This window comes from Candidatus Poriferisodalis sp. (genome assembly GCF_965204195.1).
In the GTDB taxonomy this organism is placed as follows: Bacteria; Actinomycetota; Acidimicrobiia; order Acidimicrobiales; family Poriferisodalaceae; genus Poriferisodalis.
The window spans coordinates 281,322-302,838 of sequence record NZ_OZ241975.1; the positions used below are offsets into that span (position 1 = coordinate 281,322).

Below are 21,517 nucleotides of genomic sequence, written 5' to 3' on the forward strand. Positions count from 1 at the left end.
GCAGCAGACGGTGATCTGCTTGCGCCGTGTTGCTTACTGAACGTTCGGTAAGCTCACGGCCGCGAAATGCTCGTGGCGAGCCGTCTCGCCCGCGCCAGTGGCTCGAAAGGAGGGCACCATGGGCCACCGACACCCCCACCGCCCCCAAGCAGCCAGCGGCGGCCCGTTAGGCCGGGGAGCACGGCAACTGCTCGCCGTGCTGGTTGCCGCAGCGGCGCTAGGTGCGCTGCTGCCGACAGCCGCTCACGCCGCGTCCGCTCCTGATGACGAGTCCGCGACCCACCCTGTCGTGGCCTCATACGCATCTGACTATTCGGTCACCTACGCCGAGGCACAGCGGCGTCTGGAACGCATTCCCCAATTGCAGGAGATCATTGCATCGCTTCATGAACTTGAGGCCGACCGTCTGGCCGGTTGGGGCCTTGACCACAGAGGCGCGCTGACCGCGTGGGTGTTGCTCACCGGTCACCAGCCTCCCAGCAGTCCGACCGCTGCAATCGCTGCCGCCCATGCTGATGTGGAGATCCGCACCGGTGCTGCCTCCACCTTCGCCCAGTTGGTCGCCGCTCAGGACCGGTTCGGCTTCGGCGAGGTGGTCGGCCCGGTCGGCAACACCGGCGCAGTAGACAGCGATGCAGCATTCAGTGACGCCGTCACCCACACGGGTATCGACCTGCGCGCCAACGCTTTGGAGATCGGCATTCACACGGCGAACGTTCCAATCGCCCCCTCGGTGACTCCTGGAGGGGAACTGCCTGACGACGTTGGCCCTGTCGGATCCACTGGAGAGAACAGCCAACGAGACGCCGCAGTCCTGCGCAGTGTGCGAGTGCTCTTGGCTCCACACATTGACGTCAGCTTCGACGTTGTAAGTTCGGAACCCCTTGTAGACGAAGTCGCATTCGAAGGCGGCCGCAGCATGGGCACATGTACCTCAGGGTTCACAGCCATCCAGAACGGAACGGGCCGCCAGGGCATCATCACAGCTGGACATTGCCGCGGCCGGTCTCGCCAGACACAAGGCGTGACGGTTGCGGAGGATGTGCGACATTGGCATCGATTCGTCGATGCCGCCTTGTACCTGATACCGCAGGGCCAGAACCACAGCGTCACGCACCGAATCCGATGCAACACGGACCTGCTCCGACCCGAGACGTGCGCGATTCTCAGCATCGGACCCAACAGACTGCAGATGAATGGCCACTACGTCTGCCACTTCGGAATTGGTTCGGCTGCGAGCTGCGGCACAGTTGACAACGTCAGTGTTCGGCCGAACCCTTCGAGCGGCTGTGACGTAAATGGCACAAGCTGTGCAGCGGTCTTCGTCCGAGCTACCGGACCTGACATGCGTTCGTGCAGCGGCGACAGCGGCGGTCCTGTCTACAGCTATTCAGCCGCTTATGGCATCCACAAGGGCAGCAATAGCGGGAACAATTGCGACAGGCCGAATACGAAAATCTATTTCAGTGCGATTCGAAGGGTCCAGAATTATCTTGATGTCTCGGTCGTGACGGGTTGAATCACCCCGGTCTTGGTGGAGGCCTGTGGGGGTCCCCGTCACCGGCCTGCCAGTTGCGGCAAGGCGGGCCGGTGCGCTGCTGACGACCGGATATCAGCGTGCTGCGAGGTGCCCGCGGATGGCGCGTGCGCAGTCGTCGGGGGCTTCGAGATGCGCGGCGTGGCCGGCGCCGGTCAGGATGGCGAGATCGCTGCGCGGGAGCAGGTCGTTCATCTGGTGGCCGATCTCGACGAATTTGGTGTCCAGTTCGCCGCACATGACCAGCGTCGGCACGTCGAGTGCGTCCAAGCGATCCCAGAGCGGCGTCATCGAGCCCGTTCCGGCGGCACGCAGCGAGTTCGCCAGCCCGGCGGGATCGGAGCGCAGGCGCTGATCGATGGACGCCTGCCATGCCGCCGAGCTGAGGCTCGCTCGGAGCGGATCCCACATCGGCAGGTCCATCCATTCGTCGACGAAGCGGGTCAGGCCGTGCTCCTCGATCCGATCGGCGAGCGCCTGATCGGCCCGGCGACGCAATGCACGCTCCGCGACATCCGCGATGCCGACGGTGGCGCTGATGAGCGTCAGTGACCTGCAGACCTCCGGGTGGGCCGATGCCAGCGCCAGCGCCACCCGGCCGCCCATCGAGTAGCCGATGACGTGACACGGCCCGTCAGCTACGCCAGATGCGAGTGAGGCGACTGACGCTGCCATAGCCTCGACGCCATAGGGCGCGAGGTCGACCGGGGAGGGACTGCGACCGTGGCCGACGAGGTCCACGGCGATGCACCGGTAGCCATCGAGACGGTCCGCCAGCGGCGCCATCGCCTCAGCACTGCCAGTAAATCCGTGGAGGACGATGACCGGCTCGCCGCTGCCCCTCGTGGCGACCGCGAGTTGCACGCTGCGGTGCTCGCTCATGGCAGCACGCGGTGCGCCACAGCGCCGCCTGCCAACCCGCGGGTTGGGCCGGACTGGCGGCGGCCGATGTTCGCTATCTGGGTAGCGGTTGCCCAGGCGTCTGCGAACTCGGCATCTGCGCCGGATTGGCGGGATTGTTGCCTCGGTGTCAAGGTTCTGCGGTTCCGCTGCCGCCAAGCGCCATCTCGGTGGCGGCCGCGATGCGCCGGTGCTGATCGCGGTTCGCATCGGCGTCGATGTCGATGGTGATGACACGCACGCCCCGATGTGACCCGGGAACGGCCAGCAGCGCATGCAGCTCGTCACACGTACCGATGTGGTGGTGCTCGAAGCCCATGGCCGCGGCGAGCCCGCTTGCGAGCTGCGAGCTGCTGTGCTCGGGAGGCGTCGTCAGCAGCCGGTCGAATGCTTCAGGGTCGATGAGGCCGTAGGCAGGCAGGAACGAGAAGATGGTGCCGCCGCCGTTGTCGACGACTACCACGGTGAGATCCGGCCCGCCGGGACCAGCATGGGTGCCGGACCCTGGGTCGAACGTGCCGAGCAGCCCGCCGAGATCGTGGCGGAATGCCAGGTCGCCGACCAGCACTGTGGTGGGGGTGCCTGACGCAGCCACGCCGGTCGCAGCCGAGATCACGCCGTCGATGCCGCTCGCACCCCGGCTGGCGTGCACTGCCAGCGGCTCAGCCCGAGTTCGCAGGAACGAATCGACATCGCGCACGGGCATCGAGTTCGACACGTACAGCGCGTGACCCGCCGGAAGGCTGCGCCCGAGTTGGCGAGCCACACCGGCTTCCAGCAACGGCTCGGCGTCGAGCACGCCGTCGATTGCGGCGCCGGCGTGTGCATCGGCGTCGGCCCACCGTTGCGCCCACCTGGATTCCGGGGCTGACAGCGTGCGGGTCGCGTCGGCCACGGCGTCTGGTCCGATCGTCAAGTGCAACGAGACGCTGAAGCTCGCATCGGTCCAGGTGCTGGCCGGATCGACGAATGCGAACGCCGGGCGGTGCCGCTCGATCCACAGCCTCAGCGGCTTGGACGTGGGCGCCCCGCCGATGCGCAGCACCGCGTCCGGCGGCTCGGCGTCCGCCCACGCCGTGCGCAGCAGCAGGTCGTGATGATCGGTCACCACCACACCATCCAGTTCACGCCGAAGCTGCGAGCAGGGCTCAGCCAGCAGCGGCCACCCACTGGCCCGGCAGAACGCGGCCACAGCATCCGCCCACCGATCCCCGTCCCACATCGGCCCAGCCACCACGACGCCCCGCTCGTGCGCAGCAGCCCATTCGCTCAGCACGGCAGCGGCTCCAGCGGCTCCCGGAACGGCACGTTGAGATGGACGGGACCGGGATCGGCGCCCGTCGCCTGCTCCGCTGCTCGCGCTGCCGCCGCACCGAACCACCGCGCGGCCTCGTCGGGTGGCAATTCGGACGCCACGGGGGTCTCGCAGAACCAGCGCACATGGCTGCCGTAGAGCCGGTGCTGGTCGATGGTCTGCCCCGCTCCCCAGTCCCGCAGCTCCGGCGGCCGGTCGGCGGTCACCACCACCAGCGGCACACCGGAGTAGTGGGCCTCGACTACCGCCGGCAGGTAGTTGGCCGCTGCCGTGCCCGACGTGCACACCAGCAGCACCGGTCGCCCCGAGCCCTTGGCCAGCCCGAGCGCGAAGTACCCGGCCGACCGCTCGTCGATCCGCACCCAGGTGCGCAGCTCGGCAGTGGCGTCGACGGTGAGCGCCAGCGGCATCGACCGTGAGCCCGGCGATACCACCGCATCGGTGACGCCCGCAGCCACGAGTCCCTCGTACAGCGAGCGGCAGGCCAAGTAGGCGGCATCGTCGCCGGAGATCTGCATGCTGCTGCTCAGTCGCCCTTGAGCGCGTACAGCAGAGCTTCGAGCTTGATGTTGGTCTCGGTCAGCTCGGCATCGGGATCTGCGCCTTCCACGATGCCGCCGCCGGCGAACAGCCGGGTCTCGGCGGGATCGGTCAGCGCGCAGCGCAGCGCGACGCGGAACTCGCCACGCCCGTCCAGCGTCGTCCAGCCGACTGGCGCGGCGTACCAGCCGCGTTCGAATCCCTCGTGCTCGGAGATCCAGTCGCGGGCGATACGCCGCGCCAGCCCCGCGACCGCCGCCGTGGGGTGCAGTGCACCCGCGAGCTGCAGCACGCTCGTGCCTGCGGGGGCACGCCCGCTGATCGGCGTGTGCAGGTGCATGATGCGCCGCAGTTCCATGACGCCGGTCGGCGAGGGGGCATCGAGCGCCGCGCCGCACGCGCGCAGCGTGTCGCGCACATCGGTGACCACCATGGCGTGCTCGGTCAGTTCCTTGGGATCGCGCTGCAGTTCGGCCGCGAGATCGGCGTCCCGCGCTGGATCGCCGACACGGGGCCCCGAGCCGGCCAGCGCGTCGGTCTGCAGCCGCAGCCCGTCGAAGTGCACCAGTTGTTCGGGAGTGGCGCCGAAGAACGTCTGCGCTCCGCGCCCGAAAGCGAACGTGACGCAGGACGGGTAGCGCGCTCGCAGGCGGTTGAGCACCGCGATGGGCTCGAGCCCCGACGCGATGTGCAGTTCCCGCGCCGTCACCACCTTGTCCAGCCCGCCTTCGGCGATCCTGCCGAGGGCGCGCCGCACCAGCTCGGTGTAGCCGTCGTCTGCTCGGTAGCTCCCGCCGAGCATTGCCAGAGTCGCCGCATTCAGATCGCTCGCGGGCCCCTCCGTCAGTTCAGGATCCGCCAGGGTGTGCGCATCTGCGCTGGTGAGATCGTCGCCGGCGTGGCCTCGCATGGTCGTGCCGTCGCGGGCGCAGTTCGCGTCCGCTGCCCCGGCAGCAGCGGCGAGGCCGCAGACCCCGCTGCCGTCAGCGACGCCGCAGGTGGCACATGCCCCCCCGACCCCTGATCGGGATGCAGCCATGATCGGCCAGACGGGGGCACCGGGCACCGAGGTCAGCCACGACTGGCCGCCCCGGCGCACGACGAGCACTTCGGGCACGGTCAGGCAGCCGGTGCCGAATGGCTCCCACACCGAGTCCGCCGCGGGCGCCTCGGGACGGAACGAGAAGCCGCCCACGGCCAGCGGCCCGATCGGGTGACCGCTGTCGCCGCGCATGGCGACATCCAGCAGGCTCAGCGCCTCGGCGACGGAGGCGAAGCGGTCGGCGCCGGCCCCGGCAGTGGCGTCGAAGGCGCTGCCGAGCGCACAGAACTCCAGGTCGCCGTCGGGACACGCCCAGTACACCCGTTGGTGCGCGTCGGATGCGGCGAACACTGCCAGCGGGTCCAGCTCGCCGGACAGCTCCCGGCATTCCAGCGTCAGGGCGGTTCGGGTGCGCAGCCCCGCTGCGGTGCGGCGTCCCGAACCTCCGGCGGCCGGGGCGTTCGGCGCAGCCTTCGCCTCGGAATGGGCCCCTCCATCGTCGATGTCGCCGGCCAGGATGCGCTCGGTGGCGTGCTCGACGAGCGATTCGCGGAAGTGCTGTGCAACCAGATCGGTGACCAACGGGATCAAACGGCCGGCCAGGTCGGCGCGCTGCGCCGCGGGCACGTCGGCAAAGCGCTCGGCGAACAGCCCGACCGCATCCGCAGCGACGGCTTCCATGTTCGATGCATGCCGCAGCGCCAGTCCGATGAGATCGTCGAGCGGCATCTCGGCGGCGAGCAGCTCCGTGGCTGCGCGCAGCATCGTCAGCGCACCGGTGCTGTAGAGCGTGTCGGCTATCGCACCCTCGCCCACACCCTCACCGGTGGCCGCCTCGCCAGCACTGCCGGCGGACGTGCGCAGCGGTCGCACCAAGCCCGTGTCGGTCGCCAGCCGCACCAGTTCTGCGTCGAGGCCGGATTGCTGCACCAGTTCGTCGAAGGTCAGGGTGTCGCCGTGGCGAGCGCCCAGCGCGACCAGCATCGGGTCATCGTGGCCGTCGCCGAGCCTGCGGATCTGTGCCAGCGAGAAACCCGCCTCGGACAGGTGCCGGATCTCGCCGAGCCGCCGCCCATGACTCTCGTCGTACCGGGCCATCCGCCCATGGCGTGCGGGCGGGTGCAGGAGCCCGATCTTCTGGTAGTAGCGCACGGTGTCGACGCTCACTGCGTGGGCCGATGCCAGCTCCTCCACTCGCACGGCCCCAGCGTACGCCCATCATGGGAGTGATGACTCCAAGAGTGATCGCTCTGTGGGTCCATGCCGGCTTTGGCATCCCCAACTTCCGACCGGCAGGCTGCTGGCTAGGGTGGCCCGATGGCCGAGCGGGAGCGCCTGAGTGCCGACGACTGGGTAACGGCAGCTCTGGAAGTGCTCGTCAACGACGGCATCGGTGCTGTGAAGGTCCTGCGGCTCGCCAACAAGCTCGGCGTCACCCGGGGCAGCTTCTACTGGCACTTCGAGAACCACGAAGCACTGCTCAACCGCTTGCTGGAGGTCTGGGAAGAAACCAACTCGGGTTCGATCATCGCGGCCGCGACGCTGCCCGGCAGCATCGTCGAGCGCTACGTCGCGCTGATGCGGTGCTGGCTCTCGATGGAGCGATTCGACCCGCACCTCGAAGTGGCAGTACGCCATTGGGGGCGGCGCAACCCCGAGCTGTGGGACCGCCTGCGAGCGACCGACGAGCGGCGGGTGGAGGCCTTCGTGGCGATGCTGACCCCCGAGGTTCCCGACCCCACGATGGCCCTGCACCGCGCCCGCACCATGTACTACCTGCAGATGGGCTGGTACGAACTCGACGTGGACGTGCCGATGGATGCCCGGATCGAATCCTGCACGTACTACTTCGAGATCTACGTGGGTCGTCCGCCGACCGATGACGAGCGAGCGACCATCCTCGCCGGCTTGCGCATCTGACATTCAGTTCTTGCGTAACTGGCATTTCATTCATGTTGACGTGATCCGTACAGGTCCGTACGGTTCGATTGGTGATCCCAATCGTGACAGGTACGGTTCGACAGCGACGTAGCGACGATGACGCGTCGAGGTCGTAGACGCCAGGCCGCAGCCCCCGCTGCAGCGGCGCCTCAGCAGCAGGCACGCAACACGTTCACGCCGCTCGAGCTCATCAGCGCCGACGAGGTGGAGCGCATCCACGAGGCGTCCCTGCGGGTGCTGTCCGAGACGGGCATGAACTTCCTGCTGCCCGAAGCAGTGCAGATCCTGTGCGCGGCAGGTGCGACATCCGACGACGGCGTGCGGGTGCGGTTTGATCCCGAGATGGTCGTCGAGCAGGTGGCGCTCGCACCGTCGCAGTTCACCCTGCACGCGCGCGACCCCGCCAACAGTGTCAAGTTCGGGGCCGACTGGGTGGTCTTCGGCATGGTGGGCAGCCCACCGAACGTGTCCGATCTCGATCGTGGCCGGGTCACCGGCAACTACGTGGACTACTGCAACATGCTGCGCCTGCAGCAGTCGCTCGACGCCGCAGACGCGTGCACCGGTCACTCCGTCGAGCCGATCGACCTCGAGGTGCGCACCCGCCACCTGGACGCGGTGTCGGCGATGTACACCCTGTCGACCAAGCCCGGGTTCTGCTACTCGCTGGGACGCGCACGTGTCAGCGACGCCATCGAGATCGCCCGCATCGCCCGCGGCATCGACCATCAGACATTGCTGCGCGAGCCGTCCATCCACACCGTGGTGAATGCAAATTCGCCGCTCGTGTACGACAAGCCGATGCTCGAGGGCGCCATCGAGCTCGCCCGCCACGGCCAGCCGGTGGTGTACACGCCGTTCACGCTGGCGGGAGCGATGGCGCCCGTCACGATCGCCGGCGCGCTCACCCTGCAGAACGCCGAGGCGCTCGCGGGCATCACCCTGTCGCAGCTCGTGAACCCCGGCGTCCCGGTCGTCTACGGCAGCTTCACGTCCAACGTCGACATGCGATCGGGAGCGCCGGCGTTCGGCACGCCCGAGTATGCGAAGGCCACCATCATCAGCGGCCAGCTGGCGCGCCGTTATGGCTTGCCGCTGCGGGCCTCGAACGCGAACGCCTCCAACGCCCCCGACGTCCAAGCCGCCTACGAGTCGCAGATGTCGCTGTGGGCGTGCATCGTCGGGGGCATCAACTACGTGCTGCACGGCCTCGGCTGGATCGAGGGCGGGCTGTGCGCCTCGTATGAGAAGGTGATCATCGACGCCGAGATGATCCAGATGATCCGGGCGATGCTGCAGCCCGCCGTCATCGACGATGCCTCCCTGGCGGTCGATGCCATCGCCGAGGTGGGCCCGGCGAACCACTTCTTCGGTGCCGCCCACACGCTCGAGCGCTACAACACGGCGTTCTACGAGCCGATGCTGTCGGACTGGCGCAACTTCGAGACGTGGTACGAGGACGGCGCGCTCGACGCCACCCAGCGGGCCAACCGCATCTGGAAGCAGCTGCTCGCCGACTACGAAGAACCGCCGATGGACGACGCCATCCGCGCCGAGCTCACTGACTTCGTAGAGCGCCGCCGCTCAGAAGGCGGCGTCGAACCTCTCTAGCTGTCGCAGCGGTGGCGCGCTAGTTGATCTGCTTCTCCATGCCCTCCCAGTACGGGGCACGGAGCTTGAACTTCTGCAGCTTGCCCGTGGCCGTGCGGGCCAGCTCCTCGCGGAACTCGACGCTGGTGGGGCACTTGAAGTGCGCCATCCGGTCCCGGCAGAAGTCGATGAGATCACGATCGGTCACGGCATCGGCTGCGGTGTCGACGACCACGAGGGCCTTGATGGTCTCGCCCCACTTCTCGTCGGGCACGCCGATCACTGCCACCTCGGTCACCGCGGGATGGCTGAACAGCACGTCTTCCACCTCGATGGACGACACGTTCTCGCCGCCGGAGATGATCACGTCCTTCTTGCGGTCCGAGATGGTCACGTGGTGCTCGTCGTCCATCGAGCCGCCGTCGCCGGTGTGGAACCAGCCGTCCACGATCGCCTCCGAGGTCGCCTCGGGCTGGCACCAGTAGCCCTCGAGCACCACGTTCGCCCGGGCCAGGATCTCGCCCTGGTTGTCCACGTCGATCTTCACGCCGATGGCCGGTGCGCCGGCCCGGCTCAGCTTGCGAGCCTTCTCGTCGGGCTCGAAGTCGTCCCATTCGGGCCGGCAGCGGTTCATGGTCAGCAGCGGCGCCGTCTCGGTGAGGCCGTAGATCTGGATGAACTCCCAGCCCAGCTCGGTCTCCATCCGGGCGATGGTGCGCGTGGGCGGCGGGGCGCCCGCCACCACCATCCGCACCCGTCCGCTGCCAGGAATGGGTCCTTCCCACTCGGCCGCTGCATCCAGCACGGCGGCCACCACCGCAGGCGCGCCGCACATCAGCGTCACGCCGTGCTGGTCGATGCGCTTCAGGATCTCGGGGCCGCGCACCTCGCGCTGCACCACGTGCTTGCCGCCCATGCCGGTGACGGCATAGGGCATGCCCCAGCCGTTGCAGTGGAACATCGGCAGCGTGTGCAGGTACACGTCACGGTCGCTCACGCCCGAGTGCCAGCCGAAGGTGGTGGCGTTCAGCCACAGCGCCCGGTGGGTCTGCTGCACGCCCTTGGGGCGGGCGGTGGTGCCCGAGGTGTAGTTGATGGTGGCGGTGACGTCCTCGTCGGGCGTCCACGGCGCCGGCTCGGTGCCCGGCGCATACATCTGGTCGTCGGCGTCGGTGCCCATTACCACGAAGTGCTCCACGTCGATGTCCTTGCAGGTGTCCTCCATGGAGGGGTCCACCAGCAGCATCGTGGCGCCGCAGTGATCGATGATGTAGCTGATCTCGTCGTGGCTGAGCCGGAAGTTGATCGGCACGAAGATGCGGCCGTAGCCCGACACGCCATAGAACGACGTCATCAGCCGGCCGGCGTTCTGCGACACCATCGCCACCCGCTCGCCGTGGGAGATGCCGAGCTGGTCCAGCTTGGCTGCCTGGGCCCGTACGAGGTCGCCGAACTGGGCGTAGGTGATCTCCCCGAGCCCGCCGCCAGGCGCTTCGGGTTCGTCGGCCAGCGCCACCCGGTCCGGGTACACGTTCTCGGCCCGGTACAGGAAGTCGGAAACAGTAAACGGAACCTTCATGTCGTCCCCTCGGGATCATGGGTTGTCGTACGCGGCGGTCGCCGTGGTGTGCGGTGCCCCGCCGGAGGTGTCTCCCGGCGGATCGGCCGCGCCAACTCTAGAGCGGGCTGCCGCGGCAGTGCCCTGCGGAGGCTGAGCGGCCTCCTAGGGTCGCGGCCATGGAAGGATCAGCGGGAGCGCCGTCCGCCGCCGGCCAGGTCGATGTTCACCTGATCGACGGCACCTACGAGCTGTTCCGCCACTTCTTCGCGGTGCCCAGCCGCAAGGCGGCCGACGGCAGCGAGGTCGGGGCGCTGCGGGGTGTGCTCGGCAACATCGTGATGTTGCTCGAGGGAGGCGCTACGCACGTAGCTGTCGCGACCGACCATGTCGTGGAGTCGTTCCGCAACGACCTGTGGACCGGGTACAAGGACGGCTCGGGGATCGAGCCCGACCTGCTGTCGCAGTTCCATCCCACTGAGGAAGCGCTGCGGCTGCTGGGCGTAGCCGTGTGGCCGATGATCGAGTTCGAAGCCGACGACGCCATGGCGGCGGGCGCCGCGATGGCTGCCGACGACGAGCGTGTCCGGCAGGTGCTCATCTGCACGCCCGACAAGGACTTGGGCCAGTGCGTCGGCGGCAAGGTCGTCCAGTGGGACCGCCGGGCCGACGAGGTGATCGACGTGGCGGGCGTCGAGGCGAAGTTCGGCGTCAGGCCTGAGTCGATACCCGACTACCTGGGCTTGGTCGGCGACAACGCGGACGGATTTCCGGGCCTCCGGGGCTGGGGCGCCAAGTCCACATCGGTGATGCTGTCGCACTACGGCCACATCGAGAACATCCCCGACTCGCACGACGACTGGGCGCCGAAGGTCCGGGGCGCGGCCGGTCTCGCTGCAACGCTCGCCGGCGAGCGTGATCTCGCCCTGCTGTTCCGCCGCATCGCCACGGTGCGTACCGATGCGCCAGTGTCAGACAGCGTCGACGAGATGGCCTGGCGCGGCCCGCATCGGGGTTTCGAAGAACTCTGCGAACGGATCGGCGCCGAGAACCTGTTCGACCGGGTGATGAACCTCGCGGCCTACCGCGCGGACATGTAGTCGAGGCTCACCGGAGTTGAAGCGAGGCTGGGCTCAGGCGGGCTGGTTCAGCTCGATCATGTTGCCGGCCGGGTCGAAGAAGAACGTCTGGCGGGCGGTCATACCCGGCAGCGCCACTGGGTCCTTGACCTTCACGCCGGCGTCGCGCAGCTCAGCCACCGTGGCATCGATGTCGTCCACCTTGAACGCCCAGTGCTGGCCCTTCGGCGGCACCCAGTCGGCCACTTCGATGAGGTGCACCTCACCGCCGCCAGGTGTCTGCAGCCAGCGTCCGTTGAAGCCGAGGTCGGGCCGGTCGAGCTGCTTCATGCCCAAGATCTCGGTGTAGAACGGCGCCGCTGCATCCACATCGGCGCAGTTGATCGATACGTGATGCACGGGCCCCAGTTCCATGCCCGCAGCTTAGGCCCGCCCTCACGTCTACTTCCGCTGAGAGCGCGAGGCACGTCCCGAGCAGTTGCCGGCACGGCACCGGGTACGTCGAGTGCCTTCGCAGGTCTCTGGTGTGGCATAGAAATACTATGGTTATGGCATGAGGCGGCGAGTAAGCACAACGGTCGATGGCGATCTTCTGGAACAGGCTCGTGGGCTGCAAGCGTGGGAGAGCGACGCGGCGATGATGGACGCTGCGCTCGAGGCCCTCGCCAAGCGTCACCGCAAGGCGGAGATCGACGCGCAGTACGAGGTGTATGACCGCATTCCCATGAACACGCCCGACGAGTGGGGCGACTTGGAGTCCTGGGCTTTGAGGAACAGTGCTCGCTCGCTCGAACCCGAGCCCAGCCACGAAGCGTCGGCAGAGTCGTGACAGGCTCGCGTCCGCGCTGGGGCGAGGTTTGGTGGTGCGAGTCTCCAGACATCGGCCAGCGCCCGGTGGTGGTCCTCTCGCGGGATTCCGCATTGGATCGCCTGACAACTGCCATTGTCGCCCCGTGTACGAAGACCATCCGGGGATTGGCTAGCGAGGTCGTGCTTGAACCGGGCGATGACCCGGTGACGTTCCCGTCTGCGGTCAACCTTGATTCGGTCCACTTGGTCAGCCAAGCATGGCTGGTGACCAGATTCGGTTGGCTGAGTGATCAGCGGATGCGCCAGATATGCGCTGCTCTCGAAACGGCGGTCGCCTGCGACTGAACCGGGCTTCTCTGAGATTGGCGAAAGCCTTTCTCGTAGGCTCTGCTGAATGTCTGAGCCGACGATGGACGAGCGGCTGGAGGAGCTGGCCCGGCGCCGGGACGAGGCGCTGAACGCCGGTCCGGAGCGGGCCGTCCAGCGGCAGCACGACAAGGGCAAGATGCTCGCTCGCGAGCGCATCGAGTACCTCTTCGACGAGGGCACCTTCCACGAGCTCGACATGCTCGCCCGCCACCGGGCGCACGACGTCGGCCTCGACGAGCGCCCCTACACCGACGGCATCATCACCGGCTGGGGCAACATCGACGGCCGCAAGGTGTTCGTGGCCAGCCAGGACTTCACCGTGTTCGGAGGCGCCCTCGGCGAGGTGTTCGCCGAGAAGACCCACAAGGTCATGGATCTCGCCGAGTCGGTGGGTGCGCCGATCATCGGCCTCAACGACGGCGCCGGCGCCCGCATCCAGGAGGGCGTGGTCTCGCTGGCGGGCTACGGCGGCATCTTCCGCCGCAACGTGCTGGCCTCGGGCGTCATCCCGCAGATCAGCGTGATCATGGGCCCGTGCGCCGGCGGCGCCGTCTATTCGCCCGCCATGACCGACTTCATCTTCATGGTGCGCGACTCCAGCCACATGTTCATCACCGGCCCCGACGTGGTGAAGACCGTCACCGGCGAGGACGTGACGCTCGAAGAGCTCGGCGGCGCCGGCTCGCACAGCACCAAGTCGGGCGTGGCCACGTTCGTCGCTGCCGACGAGAAGGCCGTGCTCGACGACGTGCGCTACCTGCTGTCGTTCCTGCCGTCGAACAACCTCGACGCGCCGCCGGTCGTCGAAACCGCCGACGAGCCCGATCGCTGGTGCCCGACGCTGCGTGATCTCATGCCGCAGAGCCCCAACGTGCCCTACGACATGAAGCAGGTGATCACCGAGGTCGTCGACGACGGCGAGTTCTTCGAGTACCACGCCGCGTGGGCCGGTTCGATCGTGTGCGGTTTCGCACGCGTCGGCGGCCGCTCGGTGGGCGTTGTGGGCAACCAGCCGATGGTGATGGCCGGCGTGCTCGACATCGAGTCGTCAGAGAAGGCGGCCCGGTTCGTGCGCTTCTGCGACGCCTTCAACATCCCGCTGCTGACCTTCGTGGACGTGCCCGGCTTCCTGCCCGGCGTCGATCAGGAACACGGCGGCATCATCCGCCACGGCGCCAAGCTGCTGTACGCCTACTGCGAGGCGACCGTGCCGCGGGTGCAGGTCATCACCCGCAAGGCCTACGGCGGCGCCTACGTCGTGATGGACTCCAAATCGGTCGGCTGCGACGTCAGCTTCGCGTGGCCTACCGCCGAGCTGGCCGTGATGGGCCCGCAGGGCGCGGTGGAGATCCTGAACCGGCGCGAGCTGCAGCAGGCCGCCGATCCCGAGGCCCGCAAGGCGGCGCTGGTCGACGAGTACAGCCGTAAGTACGCCAACCCCTACATCGCGGCCGAGCGGGGCATCGTGGATGCGGTCATCGACCCCGCCGAGACCCGCCAGAAGGTCATCGCCGCGTTCGACATGATCGGCGCCAAGCGCGAGGAGTTGCCGCGCCGCAAGCACGGCAACGTGCCGCTGTAACGGGCGAACGACCGGTGACCGCACCCGTGATCGACGCTTCGCACGTGGCCATCACTCCTGCAGCGACTGCCGAAGAGGCCGCCGCCATCGTCACGGCGCTGGAGCTGCTGTGGCCCCGTCCCGTCCCGGCCGCTCCGCACGCGGCGACATCCAGCAAGTGGCGTTTCAGCGGCCGCCCCTGGCAAGCCCCCACGTCCTGGCCCGCGGTCCGCTACCGCTAGCCGTGCCCGAAGGCCCCAACCGCGCTGCGGTCATGCCGCTCGACGGCCTACGAGTACTGGACCTCTCATCGGTGTTCGCCGGGCCGCACTGCGCCCGCTACCTAGCCGATTTCGGCGCCGATGTCATCAAGGTGGAGCGCCCCGGCGGCGACACCGTCCGCAACATGGGATGGCGGGATGCACAGGGCGAGACCCTGTGGTGGCGTCTGGTCAACCGCAACAAGCGCTGTGTCACGCTCGATCTCAAGGCCGCCGCCGACCTCGCGCTGCTGCGCCGGCTGCTCGCCGTCGCCGATGTGCTGGTGGAGAACTTCCGGCCCGGCAAGCTCGAAGCGCTCGGCCTGGTGCCCGACGAACTGATCGCAGCCAACCCGAAGCTGGTCGTCGTGCGGCTGACCGGCTTCGGCCAGGACGGCCCGTACCGCGACCGGCCGGGCTTCGCGACGCTCGCCGAGGCGATGAGCGGCTTCGCCTCGATGAACGGCGAGGCCGACGGCGCGCCGCTGCTGCCGCCGGTGGCGCTCACCGACGAGATGGCCGGCCTGGCCGGAGCGTTCGCGGCATTGGTGGCCCTGCGCAGCGGCATCGGCCAGGTCGTCGACGTCAATCTCCTCGAGTCCATGTCGCAGGCGATGGGCCCGCTCATGACCGCATGGCATACCGAGGGCTACCTGCAGCCCCGCCTCGGATCAGGCATCCCCTACAGCGTCCCCCGCGGTACCTACCAGGCGTCCGACGGCGGATGGCTGGCTGTCAGCAGCTCCACCGACTCGGTCGCTGCACGGGTCATGGAGATGATCGGCATCGGCGACGACGAGCGCTTCACCACCTTCGAAGGACGCATGGCCCACCGTGCCGAGTTGGACGAGGCAATGGCCCAGTGGGTGTCACAGCGCACGCTCGCCGAAGCAGTTGAGGCATTCGACAACGCCCAAGCCGCCGCAGCCCCGGTGCTCGACATGAGCCAGCTCGCAGACGACCCTCACGCCAAATCCCGCGAAGTGTTCGTGGAAGTCGACGGCCTCATGCAGCAGAACGTGATCGCCCGCCTGAGCGCCACACCCGGCCAAGTCCGCTGGACCGGCCGCAATGAAGGCGCCGACAACCACTCCCTAGCCAACATCACAGACAAGACCGACCCCTGGCCCCAACCCTGAGAGCTTGAGGACCCGCAGAAACGAGGGGCGGGTGCGGGCAGATGCGCCCACGCGCAGTTCGCAGCGCCAAAGCCCATCCACCTCGCTACGGGCGGCGCTGCGCATGTCTGAGCATGGGTGTAGCTGCCCGTAGCCGCCCCGGAGCCAACATCAGTCGTCGGATGGGATCGGCGCCACGCCCTTCAGCTTCAACAACACCCACCGCCCGGCCTTCATCAGCGGGTACGTGAAGCGCGAGATCAGCGGCGAGCTGAACGCCAGCCGGTTGAACTTGTTGAAAGCACCATGATCGGTCGACAGCAGCGCGAGCACGTGCAGCGCTTCATGACCGACATAGTGCCGGTCGCCGATCTTCACCACCATCCCGTCATTCAGGTCGTGCGGCAGCCGCCGCACTTCGTCGACGATCGGCCCGCCTTGGCGCGCGTCGACCAGCACGAATTCCCCCACAGATTGCCGCAGCCTCAGGTACTGGGCGTAGTTGCTGCACATCGGGCACTCGCCGTCGTACACCAGCCAGACCCGATCCGTCTCCTGAGGCCGTTGCGATCGCTGGCGCCGCTGCATGAGACGGAACGGTATGCCAACGAGCGGCAGCGACCGCACGGTCCCCGACAACGAGAACCGGTCAGGAGCAAGCGGAGACAGCAACAAGAAGAGACCCAACAGGAAAATGCTGTATTCGTTGAAGATCCTGAGTGTCCAACCGCTCAATAGATGGAAGAGGATCAACGAGAACCCATACAGGCGATGCAACCGGGGGCGGAATACAACCAGCAACGCCGTTACTTGAACGTAGAGCAGCCCCAGCCACATCGCATAGCTCAAGAGTTCCCATCGCACGACAATCGGCAGGGCCGGAGGTATGTCGCCAAGCTGATCGAGTGCCCGATTGAGCGCGGTGCGCGTCAGGGCGCTGGGAGACAGTGCGTCGAGACCGCTGAAGTAGAGCTTCTGAATCCCGGCCAGCGTGTATGGCATCAGGACGAGAGCCTGCGCAAACCAGAATACGGCCAGAATTCGAGTCGCCCTGCGATACCTCGACTGTCGCCGCTCGCTGGCTGTGGGCAAGAAGATGAGAGCGAAACTGGCGAACAACAGAACATGCAAGCCGTGATTGATGGCTCCGTATGAGTTGCTGAGTGCCACCTGCAGCAGGACATAGAGAAATGTCCCCCATCTGGGCAGGGCAGTTCTCTGAGATACGGCGGACCACAGCGCAAACACGACTCCTGCGGCCGTAAACGCGGTCGCATGCTTGAACCACTCCGGGCTCAGCAACCACTCAAATATGCGAATCGGCCAGAGCGGAGCATGCGGCGCTGTGCCGGTATATGCCTGAGCAAATCTCAGCGAGGAAACGGCAATGAGCCATGCAACATAGAGATAGAAGACTCTTGCGAGCCACATGACTCTGGTCGTGGCTGATATCAGGTCTGACGGCGACCGTCGCTCGGTCGTGCGCAGGTTCAACACAGACCTGCGAAATCTGCGCAGCCGCGCCCTTGTCGCTCGGTGCAGATACTTGCCGGAACGCAAGCGTCCACTGTCCGTTTCCTTCATCGCAGCAGTCGAGTCGTCAGTAGATGTCAAAGAGCATTCCGCCGCTGCACCAGACGGAACGGTATGCCCGCGAGCGGCAGCGAACGCACGGTTGCCGGCAGCGAGAACCGAGCTGGTGCAAGCGGCGACAGCAGCAGGAACAGGCCCAGCATGACGATGTTGAGCGAGAACGAGATGTTCATGAGCCAATCGCTGGTGATGTGGAACAGCATCAGCACCGCGCCGAACGGCCGGTGCAGGTGGGGCCGGAACACCACCAGCAGCGCGAAGACTTCGATGTAGAGCGTGAGCCACCACATCGACTGCGCCAACCAGTTGTGCTGCGCCACGAACGGCAGCAGGATCGGGATGTTGTCTGCCTCGAGCAGCGCCCGGTCCAGCAGGATTCTCGACATCGCGTCAGTCGAGAACACTTCGAGGCGGCTGTGCCAGAGCTTCCAGAAGCCCGACAGCGTGTACGACAGCAGAATCAGGCCCTGCGCAAACCACAAGACCGCGAGACAGCGGAGCACGCTCTTGCGTGCCATGAGGCGGCCCTCGTCGCGGCCCGGCAGGAACAGCAGCGCGAAGCCGACGAAGAGCATGATGTGCGAGCCGTGATTGATGGCACCGTAGGAATTGGCGAGCGCCACGTGCACCAGCAGGTAGGCGAAGCTGCCAAGACGCCACACCAACAGCCGGGGGAAGCCCGCAGCCCCGATGGCAAACAGCAGCCCAACCACCGTGACGACGCGGTCGTGTTCGAACCACCCCGATCCGGTCAGCCAACCCACGGCGTCGATGGGCCACAGCGGCGCCGTGGGCGGCTGCCCCATGTAGGCATGGGCGAACTGCAGTCCTGAGGTGCCGATGTTGAAGGCGAGGAAGAGGTAGTAGAAGCGGCCGAGCATGATCACATCGGCGGCTGCCCCCCTCAACTCAGCCTCCGAGCGTCGCTCGGCTTCATCGACCTGCAGTGCTGACTTGCGGATCCGACGCATCGGCGCCGTGGCGCGCACGGCCGTCTACTCCGTTTCCGCGGACGGCTCGATCCGGCCGGTCTCGGTGTTCCACCGGCCGATGACGCTGACAGGCCGGTAGAAGTCGGTCCTGAGAGCGGTTCCGTCCGCGAGATCGTCTACACCGTCCCGAACATCACCCAGGTCGACTTCGGCTTCGATGATGCTGAAGTCGATGCTGCGGTCTCCGAGCGCTCGCCGCACGATCGGTACCAGCACGTCGGAGACCGTGTCGTCGCAGGGATCGCCCCGGCGGCACGCCCAAGCAGTGCTGCTCAGCACCTTCCAGTCCCTGATGTCGGTGCTCGGGATCAGGTAGAAGCCGCCTTCGGCTGGCTCACCGTCGATCGCGTCGATGAACAGTCCGAACTCGGTTGTCTGCCAGTCGGGGATGTTCGCGAACAGCTTCCACCTGAAAAAGGGGAAGACCTCAGAGTGGTCATCCTCGATGACCCCGTTGAGCGGGATCATGGCGAGATAGAGGACGAAGAACATCGGAACGAGCAGCTTCCACCGACGGCGGCGCCTGATGCGTGAGGCGGTGCCGGTCACGGGATCCTCAGGTCTCCGGCGGGTGTTGTCGTCGGCGTTGGGTGCAAGACATGAGCGTGGCGCGCGGTTCAGCCAGTGCCGGCGCGTGACTGCTCGGCCAGGCCGGCAATGTCGGCCATGATCGCGGCGAGTTCGAAGTCCTTCGGGGTGTAGACGGCGGCGACGCCGGCGTCTCGCAGCGCCTGATGGTCCGCAGGCGGGATGATGCCGCCGACGATCACCGGGGCGTTCACGCCCTCAGCGTCGAGGCATGCCAGCACCTCGGGCACCAGCTCCAGGTGCGACCCCGACAGGATCGACAGGCCCACCACGTCCACGTCCTCGTCACGTGCGGTAGCGGCGATGTGGCTCGGGGTCAGCCGGATGCCCTCGTACACCACTTCCATGCCGGCATCGCGAGCCGCAACAGCCACCTGCTCGGCGCCATTGGAATGGCCGTCGAGGCCCGGCTTGGCAACCAGCACGCGGGGCGGCCCGCCCTCCATCGCCGCGCACCGCTGGGCCACGTTCGCCAGCGCCGTTCCTCTCGACGCCTGGACGGCACGCGCGCCACCCAAGCCGGTCGGTGCACGGAACTCGCCGAACACCTCGCGCAGGGCTTGCGCCCACTCGCCGGTCGTCACCCCTGCATGGGCGGCCTCGATGCTCGGCCCCATGATGTTCACATCGCCCGATGCGGCCACCCGCAGGTCGTCGAGGGCAGCGACGACCCGGTTCGAGTCGCGTGCGCCCCGCCAGCGTTCGAGGTCGGCAACCAGCTCGGCTTCGGTCTCGGGATCCACCCGCAAGATCGACTCGTCGCCCTCCAGCGGCGAAGGCGCCGTCTCGGTGAACTCATTCACCCCCACCACGGTCAGTTCGCTGGCCTCGATCTGGCGCACCCGCTCGGTGTGGCTCGCCACCAAGCGCCGCTTCAGCTCGGTGATCGCGGCGAACGCGCCCCCCATGGCGAGCACGTCGTCCAGCTCAGCCTGCGCCGCCTCGACCAGTTCGGCGGTGCGACCCTCGACCACAACGGAGCCGTCGAAGATGTCGCCGTACTCCAGCAGGTCGGTCTCGTGTGCCAGCACCTGCTGGATGCGCAGCGACCACTGCTGGTCCCAGGGCCGCGGCAGCCCCAGCGCCTCGTTCCACGCAGGCAGCTGCAGCGAGCGGGTCCGCGCCCGCTGCGACAGCGTCACGCCCAGGGCTTCGAGCGTGATTCTGGCCACGTTGTTCTCGGGCTGCGCCTCGGTGAGCCCGAGCGAGTTCACCTGCACGCCGTAGCGGAACCGCCGCAGCTTCGGGTCGGCCACGCCGTAGCGCTCAGCGCAGATCTGGTCCCACATCTGGGTGAAGGCCCGCACCTTGCAGACCTCTTCGATGAATCGGATGCCCCCGTTCACGAAGAACGAGATGCTGCCCACCGCGGCGTCGAAGCGTTCGGGGGGCACCTTGCCGCTGTCGCGCACGGCGTCGAGCACGTCGATCGCGGTGGCCAGCGCGTAGGCGATCTCCTGGGTGGGCGTGGCGCCGGCTTCCTGCAGGTGGTAGCTGCACACGTTGATCGGGTTCCACTGCGGCACATGGGCCGAGCAGTACGCCACCACGTCGACGGTGAGCCGACGGCTCGCCTCGGGCGGGAAGATGAACGTGCCCCGGCTCAGGTACTCCTTCACGATGTCGTTCTGGGTGGTGCCCCGCAGCGCCTCGGCCGCCACCCCGGCGTTCTGCGCGTTGGCGATGTAGAGGCTCAGCAGCCAGGGCGCCGTGGCGTTGATGGTCATGGAGGTGTTCATGGCATCGGGCGGGATGCCGTCCATGAGCTGGGCCATGTGACCCAGGTGGGTGACCGGCACGCCCACCTTGCCCACCTCGCCGCGCGCCATCGAGTGGTCGGGGTCGTAACCGGTCTGTGTCGGCAGGTCGAAGGCCACCGACAGCCCCGTCTGGCCCTTGGCCAGCATCGACCGGTACAGCTCGTTGGAAGCCCGGGCGGTGGAGTGCCCCGAGTACGTGCGCATCAGCCACGGACGCGAACGCTCCGGCGTCGCCATGCGGCTCAGCCTCTCAGCCGTCGAGCATGCGGAAGACCATCGGGCGCAGCCAGATCTCCGGCAGCGGCCGGGTGATGGCTTCGGCCAGCAGCTCCAGGTACGCCGCACGCTCGACCTCCACGGCACCCAGCCCGGCCAGGTGCGGTGTGGTCCATTGCACGTCCAGCAGCGCCCCCCCGGTCACCTTGAGCGCGTCCACCAGCGCCACCAGCGCCACCTTGGAGGCGTCGGTCTCGGTGTGGAACATCGACTCGCCGGCGAAGAAGGCGCCCACAGCCACGCCATACAGGCCGCCCACCAGCTCGTCGTCGAGCCAGGTCTCCACGCTGTGGGCCCATCCGAGTTCATGGAGCTGCAGATAGGCCTTGTGCATGTCGTCGCTGATCCAGCCGTGCGGCCGGGCGGGATCGGCGCACGACTCCAGCACCTGCTCGAAGGCGGTGTCGATGCGGATGTCGAAGCGTCGGCAGGCTCGCCGCAGCGAACGGCTCACCCGCAGGTAGCTGAGCGGCAGGATGCCGCGCGGGTCGGGCGACCACCAGCCGACGGTGTCGCCCAGCGGCATGGGGAACAGTCCGGCCCGGTAGGCGCCGAGCAGCGTGCCTGCCTCGAGGTCGGCGCCTGCACCGACGAGGCCGTTCTCGTCTGCGGTCGACGCGGGAGGGAATGACCATCCCGACGCGGGTGGCTCCGTGGGGCCGTCTTCAGACTGGCGCTGCATGAGGGC

At 67.5% G+C, this 21,517-nt stretch carries 20 protein-coding genes; 9 read left to right on the forward strand and 11 right to left on the reverse strand.

Translation table 11 applies throughout. The features are described from left to right. Positions 1 to 118 precede the first annotated feature (118 nt). Complete coding sequence (locus ACOGI8_RS01180; protein ID WP_419855078.1) at positions 119 to 1,519, forward strand: trypsin-like serine protease; 1,401 nt, start codon at positions 119 to 121, stop codon at positions 1,517 to 1,519. A 93-nt stretch (positions 1,520 to 1,612) separates the two neighbouring features. Here ACOGI8_RS01180 and menH read toward each other — a convergent pair whose 3' ends face one another. From menH to ACOGI8_RS01200, 4 genes are all read right to left on the reverse strand, one after another. Next, positions 1,613 to 2,419: a 2-succinyl-6-hydroxy-2,4-cyclohexadiene-1-carboxylate synthase gene (gene menH / locus ACOGI8_RS01185; RefSeq protein WP_419855079.1), complete on the reverse strand. Its 807-nt coding sequence runs from the start codon at positions 2,417 to 2,419 to the stop codon at positions 1,613 to 1,615. 148 nt (positions 2,420 to 2,567) lie between these two features. Further along, complete coding sequence (locus tag ACOGI8_RS01190) at positions 2,568 to 3,713, reverse strand: hypothetical protein (protein WP_419855080.1); 1,146 nt, start codon at positions 3,711 to 3,713, stop codon at positions 2,568 to 2,570. Beyond that, positions 3,707 to 4,270 carry a 2-succinyl-5-enolpyruvyl-6-hydroxy-3-cyclohexene-1-carboxylic-acid synthase gene (menD, locus tag ACOGI8_RS01195; RefSeq protein ID WP_419855081.1) on the reverse strand — a complete coding sequence of 188 codons (564 nt, stop codon included), beginning with the start codon at positions 4,268 to 4,270 and terminating at the stop codon, positions 3,707 to 3,709. The genes ACOGI8_RS01190 and menD overlap by 7 nt, the downstream gene beginning before the upstream one ends. A gap of 8 nt (positions 4,271 to 4,278) precedes the next feature. After that, positions 4,279 to 6,534 carry an isochorismate synthase gene (locus ACOGI8_RS01200; protein ID WP_419855082.1) on the reverse strand — a complete coding sequence of 752 codons (2,256 nt, stop codon included), beginning with the start codon at positions 6,532 to 6,534 and terminating at the stop codon, positions 4,279 to 4,281. Between the two features lie 117 nt (positions 6,535 to 6,651). Between ACOGI8_RS01200 and ACOGI8_RS01205 the strand changes: the two genes are divergently transcribed. Beyond that, a complete protein-coding gene (locus ACOGI8_RS01205; RefSeq protein ID WP_419855083.1) occupies positions 6,652 to 7,254 on the forward strand; it encodes a TetR/AcrR family transcriptional regulator in 603 nt (200 codons plus the stop codon). 117 nt (positions 7,255 to 7,371) lie between these two features. Continuing rightward, positions 7,372 to 8,886 (forward strand): trimethylamine methyltransferase family protein, encoded by a 1,515-nt coding sequence (locus tag ACOGI8_RS01210; protein WP_419855084.1) that lies wholly within the window; start codon positions 7,372 to 7,374, stop codon positions 8,884 to 8,886. 19 nt (positions 8,887 to 8,905) lie between these two features. Here ACOGI8_RS01210 and ACOGI8_RS01215 read toward each other — a convergent pair whose 3' ends face one another. Further along, the gene (locus tag ACOGI8_RS01215; RefSeq protein WP_419855085.1) at positions 8,906 to 10,444 is read right to left on the reverse strand and encodes an AMP-binding protein; all 1,539 of its coding nucleotides are present in this window, start codon (positions 10,442 to 10,444) and stop codon (positions 8,906 to 8,908) included. Between the two features lie 158 nt (positions 10,445 to 10,602). On the opposite strand from ACOGI8_RS01215, the gene ACOGI8_RS01220 reads away from it, so the two are divergent. Further along, positions 10,603 to 11,523 (forward strand): 5'-3' exonuclease, encoded by a 921-nt coding sequence (locus ACOGI8_RS01220; protein WP_419855086.1) that lies wholly within the window; start codon positions 10,603 to 10,605, stop codon positions 11,521 to 11,523. A 33-nt stretch (positions 11,524 to 11,556) separates the two neighbouring features. Here the strand turns inward: ACOGI8_RS01220 and ACOGI8_RS01225 are convergent, their stop codons facing one another. Further along, positions 11,557 to 11,916, reverse strand: coding sequence for a VOC family protein (locus ACOGI8_RS01225; RefSeq protein ID WP_419855087.1), 360 nt, complete (start codon positions 11,914 to 11,916; stop codon positions 11,557 to 11,559). Between the two features lie 139 nt (positions 11,917 to 12,055). On the opposite strand from ACOGI8_RS01225, the gene ACOGI8_RS01230 reads away from it, so the two are divergent. Genes ACOGI8_RS01230 through ACOGI8_RS01250 form a run of 5 tightly spaced genes read left to right on the forward strand, consistent with a single transcriptional unit; the run spans position 12,056 to position 15,641 of the window. Continuing rightward, complete coding sequence (locus ACOGI8_RS01230) at positions 12,056 to 12,331, forward strand: DUF2191 domain-containing protein (protein ID WP_419855088.1); 276 nt, start codon at positions 12,056 to 12,058, stop codon at positions 12,329 to 12,331. Beyond that, entirely contained in the window at positions 12,328 to 12,657 is a 330-nt protein-coding gene (locus ACOGI8_RS01235) for a type II toxin-antitoxin system PemK/MazF family toxin (protein ID WP_419855089.1), read from the forward strand. Before ACOGI8_RS01230 ends, ACOGI8_RS01235 begins: the two co-directional genes overlap by 4 nt. 49 nt (positions 12,658 to 12,706) lie before the next feature. Then, the gene (locus ACOGI8_RS01240; RefSeq protein ID WP_419855090.1) at positions 12,707 to 14,263 is read left to right on the forward strand and encodes an acyl-CoA carboxylase subunit beta; all 1,557 of its coding nucleotides are present in this window, start codon (positions 12,707 to 12,709) and stop codon (positions 14,261 to 14,263) included. Positions 14,264 to 14,277: 14 nt separating this feature from the next. Further along, positions 14,278 to 14,484, forward strand: coding sequence for a hypothetical protein (locus ACOGI8_RS01245; protein WP_323670899.1), 207 nt, complete (start codon positions 14,278 to 14,280; stop codon positions 14,482 to 14,484). A 2-nt stretch (positions 14,485 to 14,486) separates the two neighbouring features. Continuing rightward, entirely contained in the window at positions 14,487 to 15,641 is a 1,155-nt protein-coding gene (locus tag ACOGI8_RS01250) for a CaiB/BaiF CoA transferase family protein (protein WP_419855091.1), read from the forward strand. 150 nt (positions 15,642 to 15,791) lie between these two features. Here ACOGI8_RS01250 and ACOGI8_RS01255 read toward each other — a convergent pair whose 3' ends face one another. From ACOGI8_RS01255 to aat, 5 genes are all read right to left on the reverse strand, one after another. Next, on the reverse strand, positions 15,792 to 17,204 hold the full coding sequence (locus tag ACOGI8_RS01255) for a DCC1-like thiol-disulfide oxidoreductase family protein (RefSeq protein WP_419855092.1): 1,413 nt from the start codon (positions 17,202 to 17,204) through the stop codon (positions 15,792 to 15,794). 26 nt (positions 17,205 to 17,230) lie between these two features. After that, positions 17,231 to 18,202: a hypothetical protein gene (locus tag ACOGI8_RS01260; RefSeq protein WP_419855093.1), complete on the reverse strand. Its 972-nt coding sequence runs from the start codon at positions 18,200 to 18,202 to the stop codon at positions 17,231 to 17,233. A gap of 6 nt (positions 18,203 to 18,208) precedes the next feature. After that, the gene (locus ACOGI8_RS01265; RefSeq protein ID WP_419855094.1) at positions 18,209 to 18,754 is read right to left on the reverse strand and encodes a hypothetical protein; all 546 of its coding nucleotides are present in this window, start codon (positions 18,752 to 18,754) and stop codon (positions 18,209 to 18,211) included. A gap of 68 nt (positions 18,755 to 18,822) precedes the next feature. Next, on the reverse strand, positions 18,823 to 20,790 hold the full coding sequence (locus tag ACOGI8_RS01270) for a methylmalonyl-CoA mutase family protein (protein WP_419855095.1): 1,968 nt from the start codon (positions 20,788 to 20,790) through the stop codon (positions 18,823 to 18,825). A gap of 13 nt (positions 20,791 to 20,803) precedes the next feature. Further along, positions 20,804 to 21,511: a leucyl/phenylalanyl-tRNA--protein transferase gene (gene aat / locus ACOGI8_RS01275; RefSeq protein WP_419855096.1), complete on the reverse strand. Its 708-nt coding sequence runs from the start codon at positions 21,509 to 21,511 to the stop codon at positions 20,804 to 20,806. Positions 21,512 to 21,517: the final 6 nt, after the last annotated feature.